The organism is Stenotrophomonas sp. Steno-C15, from assembly GCF_056393265.1.
The window spans coordinates 1-21,610 of record NZ_JBWJPF010000010.1 but is presented as its reverse complement, the minus strand read 5'-3'; the positions used below and the strand labels follow the sequence as shown (position 1 = coordinate 21,610).

15 protein-coding genes are annotated in these 21,610 nt (G+C 66.1%); 8 read left to right on the top strand and 7 right to left on the bottom strand.

Annotated elements, in window-relative coordinates; genetic code table 11:
- On the bottom strand, positions 1-246 hold the full coding sequence (locus AC06FB_RS09685) for a hypothetical protein (RefSeq protein ID WP_065176058.1): 246 nt from the start codon (positions 244-246) through the stop codon (positions 1-3).
- 365 nt (positions 247-611) lie between these two features.
- On the opposite strand from AC06FB_RS09685, the gene AC06FB_RS09680 reads away from it, so the two are divergent.
- The 5 genes from AC06FB_RS09680 (at position 612) to AC06FB_RS09660 (ending at position 4,562) form a co-directional block, all read left to right on the top strand.
- The gene (locus AC06FB_RS09680) at positions 612-1,199 is read left to right on the top strand and encodes a glutathione peroxidase (RefSeq protein ID WP_053515396.1); all 588 of its coding nucleotides are present in this window, start codon (positions 612-614) and stop codon (positions 1,197-1,199) included.
- A gap of 96 nt (positions 1,200-1,295) precedes the next feature.
- A complete protein-coding gene (locus AC06FB_RS09675) occupies positions 1,296-2,273 on the top strand; it encodes an FKBP-type peptidyl-prolyl cis-trans isomerase N-terminal domain-containing protein (RefSeq protein WP_065182910.1) in 978 nt (325 codons plus the stop codon).
- Positions 2,274-2,296: 23 nt separating this feature from the next.
- A complete protein-coding gene (locus AC06FB_RS09670) occupies positions 2,297-3,646 on the top strand; it encodes a UDP-glucose dehydrogenase family protein (protein WP_053515400.1) in 1,350 nt (449 codons plus the stop codon).
- A complete protein-coding gene (locus AC06FB_RS09665) occupies positions 3,639-3,878 on the top strand; it encodes a SlyX family protein (RefSeq protein ID WP_053515402.1) in 240 nt (79 codons plus the stop codon). Before AC06FB_RS09670 ends, AC06FB_RS09665 begins: the two co-directional genes overlap by 8 nt.
- Before the next feature lie 15 nt (positions 3,879-3,893).
- The gene (locus AC06FB_RS09660; protein ID WP_053515404.1) at positions 3,894-4,562 is read left to right on the top strand and encodes a DUF2058 domain-containing protein; all 669 of its coding nucleotides are present in this window, start codon (positions 3,894-3,896) and stop codon (positions 4,560-4,562) included.
- A gap of 60 nt (positions 4,563-4,622) precedes the next feature.
- Here the strand turns inward: AC06FB_RS09660 and metH are convergent, their stop codons facing one another.
- Genes metH through AC06FB_RS09645 form a run of 3 tightly spaced genes read right to left on the bottom strand, consistent with a single transcriptional unit; the run spans position 4,623 to position 9,399 of the window.
- Complete coding sequence (metH, locus tag AC06FB_RS09655; protein WP_065182908.1) at positions 4,623-7,307, bottom strand: methionine synthase; 2,685 nt, start codon at positions 7,305-7,307, stop codon at positions 4,623-4,625.
- 57 nt (positions 7,308-7,364) lie between these two features.
- A complete protein-coding gene (locus tag AC06FB_RS09650; protein WP_461290387.1) occupies positions 7,365-8,456 on the bottom strand; it encodes a homocysteine S-methyltransferase family protein in 1,092 nt (363 codons plus the stop codon).
- A 13-nt stretch (positions 8,457-8,469) separates the two neighbouring features.
- Entirely contained in the window at positions 8,470-9,399 is a 930-nt protein-coding gene (locus AC06FB_RS09645) for an ArsR/SmtB family transcription factor (protein ID WP_053515410.1), read from the bottom strand.
- A gap of 152 nt (positions 9,400-9,551) precedes the next feature.
- Between AC06FB_RS09645 and AC06FB_RS09640 the strand changes: the two genes are divergently transcribed.
- Both AC06FB_RS09640 and AC06FB_RS09635 read left to right on the top strand, forming a co-directional pair.
- Positions 9,552-10,700: an acyl-CoA dehydrogenase family protein gene (locus AC06FB_RS09640; RefSeq protein WP_053515412.1), complete on the top strand. Its 1,149-nt coding sequence runs from the start codon at positions 9,552-9,554 to the stop codon at positions 10,698-10,700.
- A gap of 126 nt (positions 10,701-10,826) precedes the next feature.
- Positions 10,827-11,114, top strand: a complete 288-nt coding sequence (locus tag AC06FB_RS09635) for a hypothetical protein (protein ID WP_053515414.1) — start codon at positions 10,827-10,829, stop codon at positions 11,112-11,114.
- A gap of 79 nt (positions 11,115-11,193) precedes the next feature.
- Here the strand turns inward: AC06FB_RS09635 and AC06FB_RS09630 are convergent, their stop codons facing one another.
- Genes AC06FB_RS09630 through AC06FB_RS09620 form a run of 3 tightly spaced genes read right to left on the bottom strand, consistent with a single transcriptional unit; the run spans position 11,194 to position 16,298 of the window.
- Positions 11,194-14,367 (bottom strand): multidrug efflux RND transporter permease subunit, encoded by a 3,174-nt coding sequence (locus tag AC06FB_RS09630; protein ID WP_053515416.1) that lies wholly within the window; start codon positions 14,365-14,367, stop codon positions 11,194-11,196.
- Between the two features lie 15 nt (positions 14,368-14,382).
- The gene (locus AC06FB_RS09625; RefSeq protein WP_053515418.1) at positions 14,383-15,642 is read right to left on the bottom strand and encodes an efflux RND transporter periplasmic adaptor subunit; all 1,260 of its coding nucleotides are present in this window, start codon (positions 15,640-15,642) and stop codon (positions 14,383-14,385) included.
- Complete coding sequence (locus AC06FB_RS09620) at positions 15,642-16,298, bottom strand: TetR/AcrR family transcriptional regulator (protein ID WP_053515419.1); 657 nt, start codon at positions 16,296-16,298, stop codon at positions 15,642-15,644. The genes AC06FB_RS09625 and AC06FB_RS09620 overlap by 1 nt, the downstream gene beginning before the upstream one ends.
- A gap of 251 nt (positions 16,299-16,549) precedes the next feature.
- On the opposite strand from AC06FB_RS09620, the gene AC06FB_RS09615 reads away from it, so the two are divergent.
- Complete coding sequence (locus AC06FB_RS09615) at positions 16,550-21,526, top strand: NAD-glutamate dehydrogenase (RefSeq protein WP_478053630.1); 4,977 nt, start codon at positions 16,550-16,552, stop codon at positions 21,524-21,526.
- The last annotated feature ends 84 nt before the right edge of the window (positions 21,527-21,610 follow it).

The following is a 21,610-nucleotide window of genomic DNA, read 5'->3' as shown; positions in this document are numbered from 1 at the left end:
TCAGCTCCGTGGGGTCAGCGGCTGTGCGAACGAGAAATACGGCATGGACAGGGAGCTGTGCAGCCGACGCGGGGGGGAGGGTGAAGCTTCCGGCGTCCCGGCCGTGGGAGTGGGCGCGTCCTGCGGGGTATCGGACAGAGAGGGGGCGGTGGGCGCGCGTGGCGAGGCCAGCCACGCCATCACCAGCAGGGTCGAAACGGCGGTGATCGCGGGAGCGGTGACGTTGCGATGCATCCGGGTGTTCATGGCATACCCCCTGTCTCAGGTGACTGGTGTTGTATGCAACTATAACACCGGCACGCCGACGTGCAACCCCCGACATGACCCAACTGATGGCAGGGGGTGTCATGGCATAGACGCAATTCTGCAAGCCATTGATTTGAATGCGGAATGATGCTCGGTGGGCGCAGGCCGTCGCGTCGCTTCCATTCAGCTGCGTCCATGCTATGTCAAGCACCGGCCAGCTTCTGGCTCCGGCTGCGTTGCCGCCAATCCGCGCAAAGCGCCGGGGCGGTCGCGCGGCGGGGTGCCCCCGGGGCCGGTGCTATAGTTCGGCCGATTCCCGGCCGCTCCCGGCCGGGCCCTGTGAATGGCCACCGCGGACCGCTCCGATGCCCCTGCCGACCGTCTTCCCGCGCCGCCTGCGCGGTCTTTCCCTGCTGACCCTGCTGGCTGGGCTGGCCCTTCCCGGCCTCACCCTGGCCGCCGATCTGCTGGATGTGGACTACCGGCCCCTGGCCGGCAAGCAGCAGGTCAACCTGCAGCAGCGCTATCACGGCCAGGTGCTGCTGGTGGTCAATACCGCCAGCAAGTGCGGGTACACGCCGCAGTACGAAGGCCTGGAAGCGCTGCAGCAGCGCTATGCACGCCGCGGGTTCGCGGTCCTCGGCTTCCCGTCCAACGATTTCAAGGGCCAGGAACCCGGTGACGAAGCGCAGATCCAGGAATTCTGCACGCTGACCTATGGCGTGAAGTTCCCGATGTTCGAGAAGGTCCACGTGGTCGGCGCGCAGGCCACCCCGCTGTACCAGCGCCTGACCGCGGCAACCGGCGTGGCGCCGGGCTGGAACTTCCACAAATACCTGGTCGGCCGCGACGGCAGGGTCATCGCCCAGTTCGCCAGCAAGGTCACGCCGGATGATCCGCAGCTGATCGCGGCCATCGACAAGGCACTGGCCGCGCCCGCCGCCACGCGTTGATATCCGGCACGGATGCCTCGACATCGACGGCATGCGTGCGACAATGCTTCTTTTCGCGCCGACGTCGGCGCCCAGTCACTTCCAGGAATGCAGCGAATGAAGATGGGAATGCGCGGCGCAGCGGCGTCGGTTCTGATTCTGGCGATGGGCACTTCGGGTGTCGCTCTGTCGCAACAACCGGCGGCCCCCGCAGCCGCCAAGGAGACCGCAACCTTGAATTCCCCCAAGCAGAAGCTCGGTTACGCCATCGGCCTGGATGTCGCCAAGTCGTTCACCCCGATCGCCGATGAAATCGACGTCGCTGCCCTGCGCACGGCCGTGGAGCGTTCGTTCGAAGGCCTGCAGCCGCAGATCACCCAGGAGCAGGCCAAGGCCACCGATGCCGCCCTGCGCCAGGTCGTGATGGCCCGCAGCGGCCAGCAGGTGCCGGGCGTTGCGCCGGGCTCGCAGCCGCCGAAGGTCGATCGGGTGAAGGTCGCACAGATGATCGGTTCCTACTCGGTGGGTCCGTCGCTGGCACAGCTGAAGGACGACATTGACGTTGCGTCGCTGTTTGACGCAATCAGCACTGGTCTGAGCAAGGGCCAGCCGAAGATGACCGAGGCTGACGCCACGGCCACCATCCAGGCGTTCATGGGCACCAAGCAGGCCGAAATGCAGGCCAAGGCCGCCCAGGCTGCACAGACCAACCGTCAGGAAGGCAATGCATTCCTGGCCAAGAACAAGACCCAGCCGGGCGTGGTGACCACGGCCTCTGGGCTGCAGTACCAGGTGATCCGCCCGGGCAGCGGCGAGCGTCCGCTGCCGACCAGCAAGGTGCGCGTGAACTACGAAGGCAAGCTGCTCGACGGCACCGTCTTTGACAGCTCCGCCAGCCGTGGCCCGGCCGAGTTCGGCCTGGACCAGGTGATCAAGGGCTGGACTGAAGGCGTCGCGCTGATGCCGGTCGGCTCCAAGTACCGCTTCTGGATCCCGGGCGAGCTGGCCTACGGTGAGAACGGCACCCCGGGCGGCCCGATCGGTCCGAACGCCACGCTGACCTTCGACGTCGAACTGCTGGGCGTCCTGCCGTAAGCCACCACGGAGCCTGCACGGACATGCGCGTTGCGATTTTCGGTACCGGTTACGTCGGCCTGGTGACGGGCACCTGCCTGGCCGATGTCGGCCACCAGGTGATCTGCGTCGATATCGACCAGGGCAAGGTCGATGGCCTGAACCAGGGCATCATCCCGATCTATGAGCCGGGCCTGGAGCCGATGGTGAAGGCCAACCACGCTGCGGCGCGGCTGGCGTTCACCACTGATGCGGCCGCGGCGATCGCGCATGGCCAGGTGGTGTTCATCGCCGTGGGCACACCGCCGGACGAGGATGGCAGCGCCGACCTGCAGTACGTGCTGGCCGTGGCCCGCACCATCGGCCGGCACATGAGCGTGCCGACCGTGGTGGTCAACAAGTCGACGGTGCCGGTCGGCACCGCCGACAAGGTCCGTGCAGCGATCACCGACGAACTCGCGGCGCGCGGCGCCGACATCGCCTTCGATGTGGTCTCCAACCCGGAGTTCCTGAAGGAAGGCGACGCGGTCGCCGACTGCATGCGACCGGACCGCATCATCATCGGTGCCACCAGCGACGAGTCGGTGGCGGTGATGCGTCGCCTGTATGCACCGTTCAACCGCAACCACGACCGCGTGGTGGAGATGGACGTACGCTCGGCCGAGCTGACCAAGTACGCCGCCAACGCGATGCTGGCGACCAAGATTTCGTTCATGAACGAGATCGCCAACATCGCCGAGCGTGTCGGCGCCGACGTCGAGCAGGTCCGCCAGGGGATCGGCTCGGACCCGCGCATCGGCTGGCATTTCATCTATCCGGGCGCCGGTTACGGTGGCTCGTGTTTCCCCAAGGATGTGCAGGCGCTGGCCCGCACCGCCCAGCAGAGCGGCCTGGAGCCGAAGCTGCTGAACGCGGTGGAAGCGGTCAACGATGCGCAGAAGGGCCACCTGTTCGCCCTGGTCCAGCGCCACTACGACAAGGGCGAGGACGAGGGCGTGCGCGGCAGGACGTTCGCCGTGTGGGGGCTGGCCTTCAAGCCGAATACCGACGACATGCGCGAGGCCTCCAGCCGCCGCCTGCTGGCGCAGCTGTGGGAGGGTGGGGCGACCGTACGTGCGTTCGACCCCGAAGCCATGCACGAAGCCCAGCGCATCTTCGGTGAGCGCGATGATCTGGTGTTCTGTGACAGCGCCGATGACGCGCTGCAGGGCGCCGATGCGTTGATCGTGGTGACCGAATGGAAGCAGTTCCGCAGCCCTGATTTTTCGATGCTGCGCGAACGGCTGAAGGACGCGGTCGTGTTCGACGGCCGCAACCTGTACGACCCCGCCGAGGTCGAAGCGGCGGGCCTGGCGTACTACGGCATCGGCCGGGGGCGTTCACTGCATGTCTGAGCTGCCGACCGAACGCGAGCAGGCGCTGGAAGCGCGCCTGGTCGAGCTGGAGATGCGTGTGTCCTTCCAGGAACACGCGCTGGCCGAACTGAGCGACGCACTGGCCGATGCCCGGATGCAGGGCACCCGCAACGCCGATGTGCTGCGCGTGCTGCTGGAAGACCTGGGCAAGGTCCGCAACGCACTGAATTCCTCCGATCCGGCGAGCGAACCGCCGCCGCCGCACTACTGATCCATACCCTTATCTATGAGCGATACCCTCCGCGACCAGTTGCTGGGCCTGGGCTTCAAGCCCGCGCCCAAGCCCGAGCGCAAGAATGATGGCCCCCGCCGTGATGGCCGCCCGCAGGGCAAGGGCGGCAACGGCAATGGAAAGCCACAGGGCGCAGGCAAGGGCGAGCACACGCCCGGTGAGCGTCGCGGTCCCGGTGGTGCGCCGGGCAAGCCGGGGCAGCACCGTGGACAAGGCCCGCGCAGGCCGCGCAGTGCCGAGGAGATGGATCTGGCCAAGGCCTATGCCATCCGTGCCCAGAAGGAGAAGGAAGAGCGCATCGAAGCCGAGCGCCTGAAGCAGGAGGAAGCGCGTCAGCGCCGCGAGGCGAAGGCGAAGCTGGAAGAACTGCTGAAGGACAAGGGCCTGAATGACGAGGCGGCCGACATCGCGCGGCACTTCCCGTATGGCGGCAAGATCAAGCGGATCTATGTCACCGCGGCACAGCTGACCGCGCTCAATGCCGGCGAGCTGGGCGTGGTGCAGCTCAATGGCCGCTATCTGCTGGTCACCGCCGAGGTGCTGAACCAGGCCGAAGCCGTGTTCGCGGCCTCGGTGGCGCTGAAGGTCGATCCGGATGCTCCGGCCGAGGACGATCCCTACGCCGATCCGCAGTACCAGGTGCCGGATGACCTGGTCTGGTAAGCCTGCACCGCAGTGATCGGCAACGCCGGGCAATGCCCGGCGTTGCTGTTTCTGCGCGGTCTATTCGGGATCGTAGTCGAGGTTGGATGCAAGCCAGCGCTCGGCCTGGGCGCGATCCACGCCCTTGCGCCGCGCGTAGTCGCCCACCTGTTCGCGGCTGAGGCGGCCGACCACGAAGTACTGGCTCTGTGGATGGCTGAAGTAGTAGCCGGAGACGGCCGCGGTGGGCAGCATCGCGAAGCTCTCGGTAAGCGTCATGCCCGCGTTGGCTTCCGCCTGCAGCAGATCGAACAGGCGGCGCTTCTCGCTGTGCTCCGGGCACGCTGGATAGCCGGGGGCGGGCCGGATGCCGCGATACTTCTCGTCGATCAGCGCATCGTTGTCCAGCGCTTCGGTGCGGTCATAGCCCCAGAACTCGGTGCGCACCCGCTGGTGCAGGCGTTCGGCCAGTGCTTCGGCGAAGCGGTCGGCCAGGGCCTTGAGCAGGATCGCGTTGTAATCGTCGTGCTCGGCTTCAAAGCGCGCGACATGGGCATCGATGCCGATACCGGCGGTGACCGCGAACGCACCGATCCAGTCCTGTCGCCCGCTGTCGGCCGGTGCGATGAAATCGGCCAGGCAGAAGTCGGGGCGCTCGGCCGGCTTGTCGACCTGCTGGCGAAGGAAGTGCAGGGTGGTCTCGCCCTGTGGATGCTGCACGCGGACATCGTCACCGACACTGTTGGCCGGCCACAGGCCGAACACCGCCTTGGCGGTCAGCCACTTCTCCGCGACGATGCACGCCAGCATCGCCCGGGCGTCGCGGTACAGCTCGCTGGCCTGGGTGCCGACGATCTCGTCAGTGAGGATGGCCGGAAACTTGCCAGCCAGTTCCCAGGCCTGGAAGAACGGCGTCCAGTCGATGTAATCGACCAGTTCCGACAGGGGATAGTCTTCGAACACATGCAGGCCGGGCTGGTTCGGAACCGGGGGCACATAACTGTCCCAGCCGCCCTGGAATTTCTGGCCGCGCGCGTGCTCCAGCGAGACCAGCCGCTTGGCATCGCCACGGTTGCGGTGACGGGCGCGGATCTCGGCGTAGTCGGCTTCATTGGCAGCAACGAAGCCCGCGCGCAGGTCGCGCGAGATCAGCGACTGGGCCACGCCCACCGCGCGCGAGGCATCTTTCACCCACACCGTAGGGGCATGGTAGTGCGGGTCGATCTTCAACGCCGTGTGCGCGCGCGAGGTGGTGGCACCGCCGATCAGCAATGGCAGGTCGAATCCCTGGCGCTGCATCTCGCGGGCGACATGGCTCATTTCCTCCAGTGACGGCGTGATCAGCCCGGACAGGCCGATCAGGTCGGCCTTGTGCTCGCGGGCAGCATCGAGAATCTTCTGTGCCGGCACCATCACGCCCAGATCGACCACCTCGAAGTTGTTGCAGGCAAGGACCACGCCGACGATGTTCTTGCCGATGTCGTGCACATCGCCTTTCACGGTGGCCATGATGATGCGGCCGTTGCTCTTGGCGGTGTCACCGCTGCGGGCCTTCTCCGCCTCGATATAGGGCAGCAGGTAGGCCACCGCCTTTTTCATCACGCGGGCCGACTTCACCACCTGCGGCAGGAACATCTTGCCGGCACCGAACAGGTCGCCGACGACGTTCATGCCATCCATCAACGGCCCTTCGATCACGTCCAGTGGACGGCTGGAGGCCTGCCGTGCCAGCTCGGTGTCCTCTTCCACGAACGCATCCAGCCCGTGCACCAGGGCGTGGGCCAGGCGCTGCTCGACCGGCTTGGCGCGCCAGGCCATGTCTTCGCTTTTCACCTTGCCCTTGCTGCCCTTGTAGCGTTCGGCAATCTCCAGCAGGCGCTCGGTGGCGTCGGGGCGGCGGTTGAGGATCACGTCCTCCACGCGCTCGCGCAGGTCCGGCTCCAGTTCGTCATAGATCGGCATGGCACCGGCGTTGACGATGCCCATGTCCATGCCGGCGGCGATGGCGTGGTACAGGAAGACCGAATGGATCGCCTGGCGCACCGTTTCGTTGCCACGGAACGAGAACGACACGTTGGAAACGCCGCCGGAGACGTGGCAGTGCGGCAGGGTCTGCTTGATGATGCGCGTGGCTTCGATGAAGTCCACCGCGTAGTTGTCGTGCTCCTCGATGCCGGTGGCGACAGCGAAGATGTTCGGGTCGAAGATGATGTCCTGTGGCGGGAAGCCGATCTCATCGACCAGAATGCGGTAGGCGCGCGTACAGATCTCGACCTTGCGCGCACAGGTGTCGGCCTGGCCGCTTTCGTCGAACGCCATCACCACCGCTGCCGCGCCGTAACGCAGCACCTTGCGCGCGTGTTCGCGGAACAGGGCCTCGCCTTCCTTCAGCGAGATCGAATTGACCACGCTCTTGCCCTGCAGGCATTTCAGGCCGGCTTCGATCACGCTCCATTTGGACGAGTCGACCATCACCGGAATGCGGGCGATGTCGGGCTCGGACATGATCAGGTTGAGGTAGCGGGTCATCGCCGCCTCGGAGTCGATCAGGCCCTCGTCCATGTTGACGTCGAGGATCTGCGCGCCACTGGCCACTTGTTGCCGGGCCACGTCCACGGCCTCCTCGTAGCGGCCTTCCTTGATCAGCTTGCGGAACTGCGCGCTGCCGGTGACGTTGGTGCGCTCGCCGACGTTGACGAACAGCAGGTCCGGGGTGATGACCAGCGGTTCCAGGCCGGACAGGCGGGTGGGGCGGACAGGCGTCATGGCAGGCAGTGGCTCAGCAACGGCAGGGCGGGAAGTGCGGAACGGTGGCGGCGACGTTCATGCCGCCTGGTCCTGGCGGTCCGGCAGGACACGCGGTGGCAGGCCGGCCACCGCCTGGGCGATGGCACGGATGTGGTCGGGGGTGGACCCGCAGCAGCCGCCGACCAGGTTGAGCAGGCCATCGCGGGCGAAACCGCGCAGGGTCGCCGCCATTTCTTCGGGGGTCTCGTCATACTCGCCGAAGGCATTGGGCAGGCCGGCATTGGGATGCGCGCTGACATGGCAGTCGGCAACCTGCGACAGCGTTTCGACATGCGGGCGCATCGCATCGGCACCCAGCGCGCAGTTCAGGCCGATCGACAGGGGCCGCGCGTGTGCCAGCGAGGCGTGGAAGGCTTCGGCGGTCTGGCCGGACAGGGTGCGGCCGGAGGCATCGGTGATCGTGCCGGAGATCATCACCGGCAGGCGCGCACCGCGCGCATCGAAGGCTTCCTCCACCGCATACAGCGCCGCCTTGGCGTTGAGCGTGTCGAAGATGGTTTCGACCATGAGGGTGTCCGCGCCGCCGTCGATCAGGCCATCGATGGCTTCGCGGTAGGTGTCGCGCAGCTCATCGAAATTGGTGTTGCGGAAGCCCGGATCGTTGACGTCGGGACTGATCGATGCGGTGCGGCTGGTGGGGCCAAGCACGCCGATCACGAAGCGCGGCTTGCCGGGCGTGGTGGCTTCAACGGCATCGCAGCAGGCGCGGGCCACGGCGGCGCCGGCCTTGTTCAGTTCGTACACCAGATGCTCGAGGTGGTAGTCGGCCTGGCTGACCGAGGTGGCGTTGAAGGTATTGGTTTCCACCAGGTCCGCGCCGGCTTCCAGGTAGGCGGTGTGGATGTCGGCGATGACCTGCGGCCGGGTGAGCAGCAACAGGTCGTTGTTGCCCTTCAGATCGTGGCCCTGCGGCGCGGCGTGGTCGCAGCCCGGCCCGTGCAGGTGATCGTAGCCACCGGCGAAACGCTCACCGCGGTAGTCGCCTTCCTGCAGGCCATGGCGCTGGATCATCGTGCCCATCGCTCCGTCGATGATCAGGATCCGCTCGCGCAGCGCGCCCAGCAGGGCATTGGCACGTTCGGGGTGCAACCAGGGCAGGACGGGCATGATGATTCCGGACTCAGGGCTTGTTGGCGATCAGCGAGATCACTTCGAAGTGCGGCGGCCGCTTCTCGCGGGTGACCGTCTCCAGGCTGGAAACCTGCAGGCCGGCCTTGTCGACGAACTTCTTCAGTTCCTTGTCGCTGAAGCCCAGGTTGACGTGACCATAGGCTTCCACCGCTGCCTTGTGTTCGTGGCGCGCCAGGCTGCACAGCAGCAGGCGGCCGCCCGGGCGCAGCACGCGCGCGGCTTCGGTGACGGCCTGCGCCGGCTTGCTGGCGTAGGTCAGTGCGTGCATCAGCACCACCAGGTCGAAGCTGCGGTCCTTGAAGGGCAGGGCATGCATGTCACCCTCGCGCACTTCCACATTGGGCAGGCGGCGCAGGCGTTCACTGGCAGCGGCCACCACGCGCGCGCTGGTGTCGATGCAGATGTAGCGCTTGGCATGCGGTGCCACCAGTTCGGCCAGCACGCCGTCGCCGGACGCGATATCGAGCACGTCGCCGGTTTCCAGCAGGGGCAGGGCGGTACGCGCCAGCGCCTCCCAGGTGCGGCCCGGAGAATAGTGACGTTCCATGTCGCCGGCCACGCTGTCGGCCCAGTTCTGGTCCGCGGCGCGGCTGGCCAGCACGGCGGCGACCCGTTCAGCGTCCTGTCGCAGCAGTGGATCGTCGCTTCCGTTGCTCAAGGCATGCCACAATGCGCGCTGCGCCGGATCCAGCTGCGCTTCGTCGAAGCGGTAGTAGGCCGACACGCCGGCGCGGCGGTCGCGGACCAGGCCCGCTTCCTTCAGGCGCGCCAGGTGAGTGGACACGCGCGGCTGGGCCAGCCGGGTGATCGCCGAAAGCTCGGCCACGGTCAGCTCTTCCTGCTCCAGCAGCGCCAGCAGGCGCACCCGCGTCGCATCGGCGAACACCTTCAGGCGGGTTGACCAGTCTTCCAGATCCATGAATATCTACCTATCGCGATATAGAGATATATTCGCTGGATCGGCCGCCGTGGTCAAGTCGGTGGCGTATGGAAACTCCCCGGGCCCCGGTACAATCGGCACACCTGGGCGCGCGCTGCGCGGCCATAACCTCATGTACCCGGGAGGGTGTTGTGGATTTCAGCTTTACTGAAGAGCAGTTGATGCTGCAGGACGTGGCGCGGCGCATCGCGCAGGAGAAGATCGCCCCGAGCGCGGAGCATCATGACCGTACCGGCGAGTTCCCGCTGGAGAACATCCGCCTGCTGGGCGAGAACGGCCTGATGGGCATCGAGGTACCGACCGAATACGGCGGCGCCGGCATGGATCCGATCGCGTATGTGCTGGCGATGGTGGAGGTCGCCGCCGGCGACGCGGCCCATTCGACCATCATGTCGGTCAACAATTCGCTGTTCTGCAACGGCATCCTGACCCACGGCAGCGAGGAGCAGAAGCAGAAGTACGTGCGCGCCATCGCGGAGGGCGAGGCCATCGGTGCATTCGCCCTGACCGAGCCGCAGTCCGGTTCGGATGCGACCGCCATGCGTTGCCGCGCGGTCAAGCAGGCCGACGGCACCTACGTCATCAATGGCAAGAAGAGCTGGATCACCTCCGGCCCGGTGGCCCGGTACATCGTGTTGTTCGCGATGAGCGAGCCGGACAAGGGCGCGCGTGGCATCACGGCTTTCCTGGTCGACACCGAAAAGGCCGGCTTCGGCCGTGGCAAGACCGAGCCGAAGCTGGGCATCCGTGCCTCGGCGACCTGCGAGATCGAATTCAACGATTACGTCGCCCAGCCGGAAGACGTGCTGGGCCAGGAGGGCGAGGGCTTCAAGATCGCCATGGGCGTGCTCGATGCCGGGCGCATCGGCATCGCATCCCAGGCCATCGGCATCGCCCGTGCCGCTTATGAAGCGACGCTGGAGTATGTGAAGGAGCGCAAGGCGTTTGGCGCGCCGATCGGTACTTTCCAGATGACCCAGGCCAAGATCGCCGACATGAAGTGCAAGCTGGACGCAGCCCTGCTGCTGACGCTGCGCGCGGCATGGGTGAAGGGCCAGGGCAAGCGTTTCAGCAATGAAGCGGCCATCGCCAAGCTGACGGCGTCGGAAGCGGCGATGTGGATCACCCACCAGGCCGTGCAGATCCATGGTGGCATGGGCTACTCCAAGGAAATGCCGCTGGAGCGCTACTTCCGCGATGCCAAGATCACCGAGATCTACGAGGGCACCTCGGAGATCCAGCGCCTGGTGATCGCCCGCAACGAGACCGGGCTGCGCTGAGTCGAAACGGCTGCGCCGCTGCAACAGCGGCGCAGCCGGTAGATCCATGCCCTGCATGCACGGGCCTGTTGGTCGGGCGATGCCGATCTGTTCCAATGCAGGGCCTTTTTTACAGGTTCTGCAGAGATGATCTATCGAGGTTGGGGAATCCTGACACTGGTGACGCCGATCGCAGCGATCCTGCTGCTGGCTTACCTCTTCCCGCACGATGGCCCCCGGGGCAACATCCCGCTGCCCCAGGTGCTGCTGGGGGCAGGCATTGGTGCAACCGTGAACGTGCTGCTGGGCTTGTGGCTCAACCGTACTCCCCGGCAGAAAGGGGAAACTGCGCCCCACCACTTCTTCTTCGTACCCATGCAATGGGCCGCGCTGGTTCTGCTGGCGGTGTGCGTGGCGGTCGCGCTGCTGCGCTGATCTGCTCTGGCATCCCCCCGCGATAAACAAAAAAGGCCCCGGATCGCTCCGGGGCCTTTTCGTTGCAGCGCAGGGTGGATCAGCGATCCGGACGATGCGCTGCTTCGCCCTCACGCTGGCGGCTGAGGAATTCCTTCGACGGCTCGTCCAGCTTGTCGCCGAGCATGCGCCGCACGACCACGAAGAAGACCGGGATCATCAGCAGGCCGAGCAGGGTGGCGAACAGCATGCCGCCGATCACGCCGGTACCGATGGCGTGACGGGAGTTGGCGCCGGCGCCGCTGGAGATCGCCATCGGGATCACGCCCATGATGAACGCGAAGGACGTCATCAGGATCGGGCGGAAGCGCAGGCGTGCCGCCTCGATGGTGGCATCGCGCAGGTTCTTGCCCGCCGCACGCTGCTCCACCGCGAACTCTACGATCAGGATCGCGTTCTTCGCCGCCAGGCCGATAACGGTAATCAGGCCGATCTTGAAGAACAGGTCGTTCGGCAGGCCACGCATCATCGACAGGCCGATGGCACCGAGCACGCCCAGTGGCACCACCAGCAGCACCGCCACCGGGATCGACCAGCTTTCATACAGCGCCGCCAGGCACAGGAACACCACCACGATGGACAGCACCAGCAGCAGCGTCGCTGCGTTGCCGGCCAGGATTTCCTGGTAGGACATGCCCGACCAGTCGTAGCCGAAGCCGGCCGGCAGGTCGTTGTTGACGATGCTCTCCATGGTCTGCATCGCCTCACCCGAGCTGGTGCCCGGCGCCTGCGAGCCGACGATGTTGATCGCCGAATAGCCGTTGTAGCGGCTCAGTGACGGCGATGCGGACACCCATTCGGACTTGACCACGGTGCTCAGCGGGATCATCGCGTTGGTGCCGTCGGCGTTGGTGGTCAGGCTGGAGGGGCTGTAGAAGCTCTTCAGCGACTCCTGGCCGGTGCGGTACGGGCCATCGGCCTGCATGGTCACGCGTTTGATGCGGCCTTCGTAGAAGAAGTCGTTGACGTACACCGGCGCCAGCATCAGCTGGATGGTGCTGTACACGTCCGACACCGACATGCCCATCGACTGCGCCTGCACGCGATCCACGTGCAGCTGCAGCTGCGGAGCGTTCTCCAGGCCGTTCGGACGCACGCCAACCAGTGCTTCAGGCTTCTGCGCCGCCTGGCCAAGCAGGATGTTGCGGGCCTGCGTCAGCTGCTCGTAGCCGGCACCACTGCGGTCCTGCAGCCACATGTCGAAGCCACCGAACTGGCCCAGGCCCTGCACTGTCGGCAGGTTGACCACGAAGATCTGCGCTTCCTTGATGCCGTAGAACGCGCCGTTCATGTTCTGGATGAACTCCGGCGCGGTGAACTCGCGTTCTTCCCACGGCTTCAGGCGGATGAAGCCCATGCCCACGTTCTCGCCGGAACCGACGAAGCTGAAGCCGGCCACCTGCAGCATGCCTTCAAAGCCATCCTGCTTTTCCAGAATGCCGCGCATCTGCGCGAAGACCTCGTTGGTCTGGCCCTTGGTCGAGCCCGGGGGCAGCTGCACGATCGCCAGCGCATAACCCTGGTCTTCTTCCGGCAGGAAGCTGCCCGGCATGCGCGTGAACAGGAAGCCGCACAGCGCGGTCAGTACCACGAACAGGATCATCCAGCGCGGGGCATGGCGCACCGCCGAGGTGATGTGGCCCACGTAGGTGTGGCTGATCTTGTCGTAGTACTTGTTGAAGGTGCGGTAGACGATGTTCGGGTTGTCGTTGTGCGTCGGCTTCAGGAAGGTCGCGCACAGCGCCGGGGTGAAGCCCAGCGCCAGGAAGGCCGAGAACGCCATCGAGATGGCGATGGTCAGCGCGAACTGCTTGTAGATTTCGCCGGCGGCACCGCCCTGCAGTGCGGACGGGATGAACACCGCTGCCAGCACGACGGTGATCGCCACCACCGCGCCGGTGATCTGGGTCATCGCCTTCTGCGTGGCCGGCTTCGGCGCCAGGCCTTCCTCGCTCATGATGCGCTCGACGTTCTCGATCACCACGATGGCGTCGTCGACCACGATGCCGATCGCCAGCACCATCGCGAACAGGGTCAGCTGGTTGATCGTGAATCCGATCATCCACATGCCCAGGAAGGTACCCAGCAGGGCGACCGGGATGACCAGGGTCGGGATCAGGGTGGCGCGGAAGTTCTGCAGGAAGATCAGCATCACCAGGAACACCAGCAGCACCGCTTCGAACAGCGTCTTGACCACTTCCTGGATCGAGATCTTGACGAAGGTCGTGCTGTCGTACGGCGAGAACCAGGTCACGCCGGCCGGGAAGCTGGGCTGCAGTTCGTCCATCTTGGCGCGCACCGCATCGGCCACGTTCAGGGCGTTGGCGCCCGGCAGCAGCTGGATGGCGAAGGCACCGGTCGGCTTGCCGTTGTACTGGGTGTCGAAGCCGTAGTTGTTGGCACCGAAGGCGACGCGGGCGATGTCCTTGAGCAGCACGCGCGAGCCATCGGCATTGGCGCGCAGGATGATGTTCTCGAACTCCTGCGGCGAGCTGAAACGTCCTTCAGCCGACACGGTGGCGGTGAAGTGCTGGCCTTCCGGCGACGGGTCCGAGCCCAGTGCACCGGCGGCGAACTGCACGTTCTGGGCACGCACGGCAGCCAGGACCTGGCTGGCCGAGAGACCATAACCCTGCATCTTCTCCGGGTTCAGCCAGATGTTCATGGCGTACTCGGAACCGAACTGCTGGGTGCTGCCGACGCCGGGAATGCGCGAGACCTGGTCGAGCACGCGCGAACCGACGATGTCGTTCAGCGCGTCACGGTTGATCGCCGCCGTATCCGACTGCAGGGCCACGACCATCAGGAAGCCGGCATTGGCCTTGGCCACCACCACGCCCTGCTGGGTCACCTCCGACGGCAGTCGTGGCGTCGCCAGCGACACCTTGTTCTGCACCTGCACCTGGGCGATGTCCGGATCGGTACCGGTCTCGAAGGTGAGGGTGATCTGCGCACGGCCATTGGACGAGGACGAAGAACTGAAGTACAGCAGGTGATCGATACCGGTCAGCTGCTGCTCGATCACCTGGGTGACCGATTTTTCGGTGGTGTCCGCGCTGGCGCCCGGATAGGTGGCCGAGACGGTCACCTGTGGCGGAGCGATGTTGGGATAGGACTCCACGCCCAGGTTGAGGATCGCGATCACGCCGCTGAGCGAGATCAGGATCGCTACCACCCAGGCGAAGACTGGATGTTCGATGAAAAATTTAGGCATGACGGAAGGTTCCCGTTACTGCTTGTTCGAGTCGGTGGCGGCCGGCGCGGCCTTGTCGGCTGCGTCGGTCTGGGCCGGAGCCTTGTCGGCGGCAGCGGCAGGTGCGGCCGGGCCGGCACCGCCGGCGGCGGGCTTGCCGGCGGCGTCCTGACCCGGGGTCCAGGGCTTGGCGACGGCCGGGCTGCCTTCCTTGACCTTCTGCACGCCGGCCACGATCACCTTGTCGCCGGCGGCCAGGCCATCGCTGACCAGCCAGTTGCCGCCCTGTGCGCCTTCGGTCTTGACGTTCTTGCGCGCCACCTTGCCATCGGCACCGACCACCATCACGTAGCCGCCCGTGGTGTCGCGCAGCAGCGCCTGCTGCGGCACCAGGTAGGCATTGTTGCGCTCGCCGAGGTTGGCCTGGAAGCTGACGAAGGCTCCCGGCAGCAGGATCTGCTGCGGATTGGGCAGCAGCGCACGCAGCGACACCGCGCCGGTGGCCGGGTCGACCGTAGTCGAGGAGAAGTCGAGGGTTCCCGGCTCGCTGTAGGTGCTGCCATCGGCCAGCTTCACGTTGACGGTGGCCTTGCCGTCGCCGGCCAGGGCCAGGGCGCCCTTGGCCTGCTGCGCGCGCAGCTGGGTCAGCTCGTCCACGCTGAGCGAGAAGTTGACGTACAGCGGATCGAGCTGGTCAACGGTGGTCAGCAGGGTCACGTCGCCCTGGCCGACCAGTGCGCCCTCGGTCACCTGCTGCTTGTTGGCCACGCCGCTGATCGGCGCGGTCACTTCGGCGTAGCCCAGGTTGATCCGCGAGGAGGTCACCGCCGCTTCGGCCTGCTTGACCGCGGCCAACGCAGTGCGCTCGGCCGATTCGGCGTTGTCCAGGTCGGACTTGGAGACGAACTGCTGCGGTGCCAGCGAGCGGGCACGATCGGCCGCCACCTTGGCGTTGGCGTAGGTGGCGCGCGCCGAGGCCAGCTGGGCCTCGGACGCGTTCAGCGAGGCGCGCAGCGGTGCCGGGTCGATCAGGAACAGGGTCTGCCCCTGCTTGACCTGGGAGCCTTCCTGGTAGACGCGCTTGAGCAGCACGCCCGGCACGCGTGCGCGGACATCGGCACTGCGGAACGGCGACAGGCGGCCGACCAGCTCGCGCTGCAGCGGCAGGGTCTGCGGCTTCGCATCGATCACGCCCACCTCCGGCGGCGGGGGTGTCTGCTGTTCCGGTTTCTTGCAGGCAGCCAGCGCGACAGCAACGGCGCACGTCAAGGCAAGGGTGCGGAGTGGGGCGGTCATCAGGAGGAACTCCGGGGTTGGTTTGTAGACGGGGCCGGCGACGGTTGCGGCGCAAACGCGCGCAGGAAGCTGTCGACGGAGAACTCTGCCCAGCGCCGACGCAGGAGCGCGTCATCACGATGGGGGGTATGGAAGCGCTGTTTGTCGAAATCCTGACCGGCGATCATGCTCAGCAGCAGTTCGGCCATGAAGTGCGGGTCGTCATGCCGGAGCAGGCCACGCCTGCAAACGGTTTCAATCCATTCAGAAAGATGAAGTGTCAGCGCGCCAGCACCATGCCGGTACAGCGCCCGGGCCTCTTCGGGGAACTGGGCGGCATCTGCAGCGATCAGCCGGCAGGCCTGGCCGACATGCGGTTGGTTGAAATGCTCCAGGAAGTCGATGGCGAACTGCAACAGGCTGGCACGCAGGTCGTCACTGCGGAGTGCACGCAGCATTGCCCCCGTCGCGTGTCCCACATGCCGCTGCATCACCCGCCGCAGCAGTTCCTGCTTGCTGCCATAGCGCGAGTACAGGGTCTGCTTGGAGCAGCCGGCCTGCTGGGCCACCGCATCCATGCTCATCTGCATGCCCTGCCGGGCCAGCAGTTCGCGCACGGCATCGAACACGCGCTCATCGCGCGCATCGAGGGCAACGGGGAAGTAGGCCGGGTTCACGCGGTGGACTATACCGTCCAGTTCAGGATTGTGGAATCGAAACGACGTTCCCGCGTGTGTCTTCCGGTAACACGCTTTGCCGATCCTGTCGGCAAGGCGGCCGCCCCCCGCTCGCTCCGTACCTGGGCGAACTGAATAGGCGTCTAAACCGCAGCAAACCCGAATCTGCTTATTCCGTCCTGCAGCAAGGCCTTTTCGCGCGGGAGGGCTACAATTTCATTTTCCCAACTGAGCAAGCGCATCGCTCTGCCATGAAACCGCAAAAAACCGCAGCCAAGACCGTGAAAAACAAGACCAAACCAGCTGAGTCGGAGGTCGCAGTGACCGCTGGTTTCTCCCTGGAGCCGGTATACACGGCCTTGCGCAAGCGTTACCCGGCGGCCGCCCAGGCCGAAGCAGTGGCGTTTGCCGCTGACTTCTACAAGCGCATGGAGGCGGACGAGTTCCCGCACCACAGCGCTGAAGAGTGGGCCGCGCTCGCGGCCGAGACGCTGGAGTTCGCCCGTGCCCGCAAGGCTGGCAAGGCCAACGTGCGCGTGTTCAATCCGACGGTGAAGGCGAACGGTTGGGAATCGCCGCACACCGTGCTGCAGATCATCAACGACGACATGCCGTTCCTGGTCGACACCGTGACCATGTCACTGGCCGAACAGGGCGTGGGCGTGCACGTGCTCGGCCACCCGGTGCTGCGCTTCACCCGCGACAAGGCCGGCAAGCTGGTCAAGGTCGGCGAGGGCGAGGCCGAATCGGTGATGCTGCTGGAGATCGACCGCCAGCCGGCCGATGCCATGGCCGCCATCGAGCAGGCCATCGGCAAGGCGCTGGACGAAGTGCGGGCGATCGTGCGCGATTGGCAGCCGATGAAGGACAAGGCACTGGCACTGGCCGACGATCTGGGCAGCCGTGCGCTGCCGGTCGACGATGCCTCGCGCAGGGAAGCGCAGGAGTTCCTGCGCTGGGCCGCCGACAACCACTTCACCTTCTTCGGCTACCGCGAGTACCGCGTCGAGAAGCAGGGCAAGGAAGACGTGCTGGCGCCGCTGAACGAGACCGGCCTGGGCCTGATGCGCGGCAAGGACAAGTCCGCCGCACGCCCGGTCAAGACGCTCGCCGCCCAGGGCCTCAACGCCACGTCGGGGTTGAAGGACGCGCTGATCCTGACCAAGACCAATGCGCGCTCCCGCGTGCACCGCGCCGGCTACATGGACTACATCGGCGTGCTGGAATTCGACGCCAAGGGCAGGATCATCGGCGAGCAGCGCTTCCTTGGCCTGTTCACTTCCAGTGCCTACAACCGCCGCCCGTGGGAAATCCCGCTGGTGCGCCAGCGCCACGAATACGTGATGAAGCAGTCCGGCCTGGCCGCATCCAGCCACAGCGGCAAGGCACTGCGCCACATCCTGGAAACCCTGCCGCGCGAAGAACTGTTCCAGTCCAGCGAGGACGAACTGTTCCGCACCGCGATGGGCGTGCTGGGCCTGCAGGAGCGCGTGCGCAGCCGCCTGTTCCTGCGCCGTGACAAGTACAGCCGCTTCATCTCCGCGCTGGTCTACCTGCCGCGCGAGCGCTTCAACACCGACGTGCGCCTGCGCATCGAGGCGATGCTGAAGGAAGCGCTGCATGGCGAGTACGTCGACAGCTCGGTGGTGCTGGGTGAATCGCCGCTCGCGCAGGTGCATCTGATCGTGCGCCCGAAGCCCGGCGAGATGCTTGACGTGGATACAGCCGAACTGGAGCGCAAGCTCGCCCAGGTGCTGCGCAACTGGCAGGACGACCTGCGCGAAGCGCTGGTGGCCCGTCATGGCGAAAGCGAAGGCCTGCGCATCGCGGCCCGCATCGGCAAGGCACTGCCGGCCGGCTACATCGAAGACAACAGCACCGCAGTTGCCGCCAACGACGTCAGCCAGCTCGACGCGCTGACCGGTCCGGACGATCTGCGCCTGAGCCTGCAGGCGGTGCCGCGCGAAAGCGGCGATGGCCTGCGCCTGAAGCTGTACCGCCAGCTGGACGACATTCCGCTGTCCGACGCGCTGCCGATGATGGAGAACATGGGCCTGCGCGTGATCGCCGAGCGCCCGTACCGCCTGTCGGTCGACAACGCTCCGGTATACGTGCAGGACTTCGAGGTCGAATCGACGGCCGGTGCGATCGATGCGGCCAGCGTCGACGAAGCATTCGGCGAAACCTTTGCCCGCGTCTGGCACGGTGATGCCGAGAACGATGGCTTCAACCGCCTGGTGCTGGCCGCCGGCCTGCACTGGCGCCAGGTGGCCATGCTGCGCGGCTACTGCAAGTATCTGCTGCAGACCGGCGTGCCGTTCTCGCAGGCGTACGTGGAAGGCACGTTCGCCCGCTATCCGCTGCTGGCGCGCCTGCTGGTCGAACTGTTCGAAGCGCGCTTCGATCCGGCCACCGGCCACGAGAGCAAGGACGACATCGCGGCCGGCCAGGCCCAGCTGAAGGCCCACTTCGATGTGCTGGCCGCCGGCGACGAGGCCACCCTGAAGGTGCTCAAGACTGTGGTCGATGCCCGCAAGGGTGACCGCGACGCGCAGATGCAGGCCGCGCGCGATGCGCTGCTGAAGCTGATGGACCGCGTGTCGAGCCTGGACGAAGACCGCATCCTGCGTTCGTTCATGGGCGTGATCGATGCCACCCTGCGTACCAGCTACTACCAGACCGACGCCAATGGCCAGCACGGCCATGTGATCAGCTTCAAGTTCGACTCGGCGCTGGTGCCGGACCTGCCGAAGCCGCGTCCGTACCGCGAGATCTTCGTCTACGGTCCGCGCGTGGAAGGTACCCACCTGCGCTTCGGCGCGGTGGCCCGTGGCGGCCTGCGCTGGTCGGACCGTCGCGAAGACTTCCGTACCGAAGTGCTGGGTCTGGTCAAGGCGCAGATGGTCAAGAACACCGTCATCGTGCCGGTCGGTGCGAAGGGCGGCTTCTTCGCCAAGACCCCGCCGGTGAACGGCGACCGCGACGCGATCTTCGCCAACGGCGTGGCCTGCTACAAGCTGTTCATCCAGGGCCTGCTGGACATCACCGACAATATCGTCAACAACAAGATCGTGCCGCCGGTGGATGTCGTGCGGCACGACATGGACGATCCGTACCTGGTGGTGGCCGCCGACAAGGGCACGGCGACCTTCTCCGATATCGCCAACGGCCTGGCCATCGCGCACGGCTTCTGGATGGGCGATGCGTTCGCCTCCGGTGGTTCGGTGGGGTACGACCACAAGGGCATGGGCATCACCGCGCGCGGTGCATGGGAGTCGGTCAAGCGCCACTTCCGTGCGCTTGGCCGTGACAGCCAGAGCCAGGACTTCACCGCGGTCGGCGTCGGCGACATGTCCGGCGATGTGTTCGGCAACGGCATGCTGCTGTCGCGCCACATCCGTCTCGTCGCGGCATTCGACCACCGCCATATCTTCCTTGACCCGAACCCGGACGCGGCGACCTCGTTCGTCGAGCGCGAGCGCATGTTCACCGTGCCGCGTTCAAGCTGGGCAGACTACGACGCCAAGCTGATCAGCAAGGGTGGCGGCGTGTACCCGCGCAGCCTGAAGTCGATCGAGATCACCCCGCAGGTGCGTGAAGCGCTGGGCCTGGACGAGAACGTCAAGGCGCTGTCGCCGAACGACCTGATGAGCGCGATCCTGAAGGCACCGGTGGACCTGCTGTGGAACGGCGGCATCGGCACCTACGTGAAGGCCGCCAGCGAGCAGCACAGCGATGTCGGCGACCGTGCCAACAACGCACTGCGCGTGAACGGTGGCGAGCTGCGCTGCAAGGTGGTGGGCGAGGGCGGCAACCTCGGCATGACCCAGCTGGGCCGTATCGAGGCCGCGCAGGCCGGCGTGCTGCTCAACACGGACTTCATCGACAACTCGGCCGGCGTGGATACGTCGGACCATGAAGTCAACATCAAGATCCTGCTCAACGATGTGGTGCGGGCGAAGAAGCTGACGGTCGACCAGCGCAACAAGCTGCTGGCCTCGATGACCGATGAAGTCGCCGACCTGGTGCTCAACGACAACTATCGCCAGAACCAGGCGCTGAGCCTCATGGAGCGGATGGCGGTCAAGCGCCTGGGTTCCAAGCAGCACTTCATCCGCACCCTGGAACAGCAGGGGCTGCTGGACCGGCAGATCGAGTTCCTGCCGTCCGATGCCGAGCTGTCCCAGCGCAAGGCGCGCGGCCAGGGCCTGACCCGTCCGGAGCTGTCGGTGCTGCTGTCCTACTCCAAGCTGGTGGCGTTCAACCAGCTGCTGGAGTCGGATATTCCGGAAGATCCGTACCTCTCCAAGGAGCTGCTGCGCTACTTCCCCACGCCGCTGCAGAAGAAGTACGCCGATGCGATGGAGCGTCACCGCCTGAAGCGCGAGATCATCGCCACGGCGGTGACCAACCAGACCATCAACCGCATGGGCGCAACGTTCCTGATGCGCATGCAGGAAGACACCGGCCGCTCCATCGCCGAGGTCGCCAAGGCCTACACCATCAGCCGCGAGACGCTGGATGCGCGCGCGCTGTGGGCGCAGATCGACGCCCTCGACGGCAAGGTGCCGGAGTCGGTGCAGATCGACGCGCTGGAGGTGATCTGGAAGCTGCAGCGTTCGTTCGTGCGCTGGCTGCTGTCGCGTCCGGGTGCGATGCCGGGCATCACTGAAGCGGTCAACCGCTATCAGGGCCCGTTCAACGACATCCGTGTCGCGTCGGGTGTGCTGCCGGACTCGCAGCGTCCGACCTACGAGGCGCTGGTGGCCGAGTGGAAGGAGAAGGGCCTGCCGTCCGCGCTGGCACAGCAGCTGTCCGAGCTGCACTTCCTGGAACCGGCGTTCGACATCATCGAACTGGCCCGTATCCGCAAGCTCAAGCCGGTGGACGTGTCCAAGGTGCACTTCCGTCTGGGCGATGCCCTCCAGCTGCCGTGGCTGTTCGAGCAGGTCGATGCACTGGAAGTCAACGGCCGTTGGCATGCGGTGGCACGCGGCGTGCTGCGCGACGAGCTGGCCGCCAACCATCGCAACCTGGCCGGTCAGGTGCTCGCCACCAAGGGCGGCAGTGCCGAGGCCAAGGTGGCTGCATGGATGGGCCGCGATGACAACAGCCTGCGCTTCACCCTGGCAATGCTGGCGGAACTGGCCGAGCAGAAGACCCTGGACTACCCGACCGTCTCGGTCGCGGTCCAGCGCCTGGGCCAGCTGGCCGCACACGGTGCGTGACTGATGTAGTGCCGGGCCACGCCCGGCCTGCGTGAAACGGAGCGGCCGCGCGAAAGCGGGGCCGTTCTGTTTCTGGCCACTGGG

Excerpts from the sequence above, each read along its gene's own strand:
- AC06FB_RS09685 (WP_065176058.1), bottom strand. The coding sequence starts at position 246 with ATGAACACCCGGATGCATCGCAACGTCACCGCTCCCGCGATCACCGCC.
- AC06FB_RS09680 (WP_053515396.1), top strand. The coding sequence starts at position 612 with ATGCCCCTGCCGACCGTCTTCCCGCGCCGCCTGCGCGGTCTTTCCCTG.
- AC06FB_RS09675 (WP_065182910.1), top strand. The coding sequence starts at position 1,296 with ATGAAGATGGGAATGCGCGGCGCAGCGGCGTCGGTTCTGATTCTGGCG.
- AC06FB_RS09670 (WP_053515400.1), top strand. The coding sequence starts at position 2,297 with ATGCGCGTTGCGATTTTCGGTACCGGTTACGTCGGCCTGGTGACGGGC.
- AC06FB_RS09665 (WP_053515402.1), top strand. The coding sequence starts at position 3,639 with ATGTCTGAGCTGCCGACCGAACGCGAGCAGGCGCTGGAAGCGCGCCTG.
- AC06FB_RS09660 (WP_053515404.1), top strand. The coding sequence starts at position 3,894 with ATGAGCGATACCCTCCGCGACCAGTTGCTGGGCCTGGGCTTCAAGCCC.
- metH (WP_065182908.1), bottom strand. The coding sequence starts at position 7,307 with ATGACGCCTGTCCGCCCCACCCGCCTGTCCGGCCTGGAACCGCTGGTC.
- AC06FB_RS09650 (WP_461290387.1), bottom strand. The coding sequence starts at position 8,456 with ATGCCCGTCCTGCCCTGGTTGCACCCCGAACGTGCCAATGCCCTGCTG.
- AC06FB_RS09645 (WP_053515410.1), bottom strand. The coding sequence starts at position 9,399 with ATGGATCTGGAAGACTGGTCAACCCGCCTGAAGGTGTTCGCCGATGCG.
- AC06FB_RS09635 (WP_053515414.1), top strand. The coding sequence starts at position 10,827 with ATGATCTATCGAGGTTGGGGAATCCTGACACTGGTGACGCCGATCGCA.
- AC06FB_RS09630 (WP_053515416.1), bottom strand. The coding sequence starts at position 14,367 with ATGCCTAAATTTTTCATCGAACATCCAGTCTTCGCCTGGGTGGTAGCG.
- AC06FB_RS09625 (WP_053515418.1), bottom strand. The coding sequence starts at position 15,642 with ATGACCGCCCCACTCCGCACCCTTGCCTTGACGTGCGCCGTTGCTGTC.
- AC06FB_RS09615 (WP_478053630.1), top strand. The coding sequence starts at position 16,550 with ATGAAACCGCAAAAAACCGCAGCCAAGACCGTGAAAAACAAGACCAAA.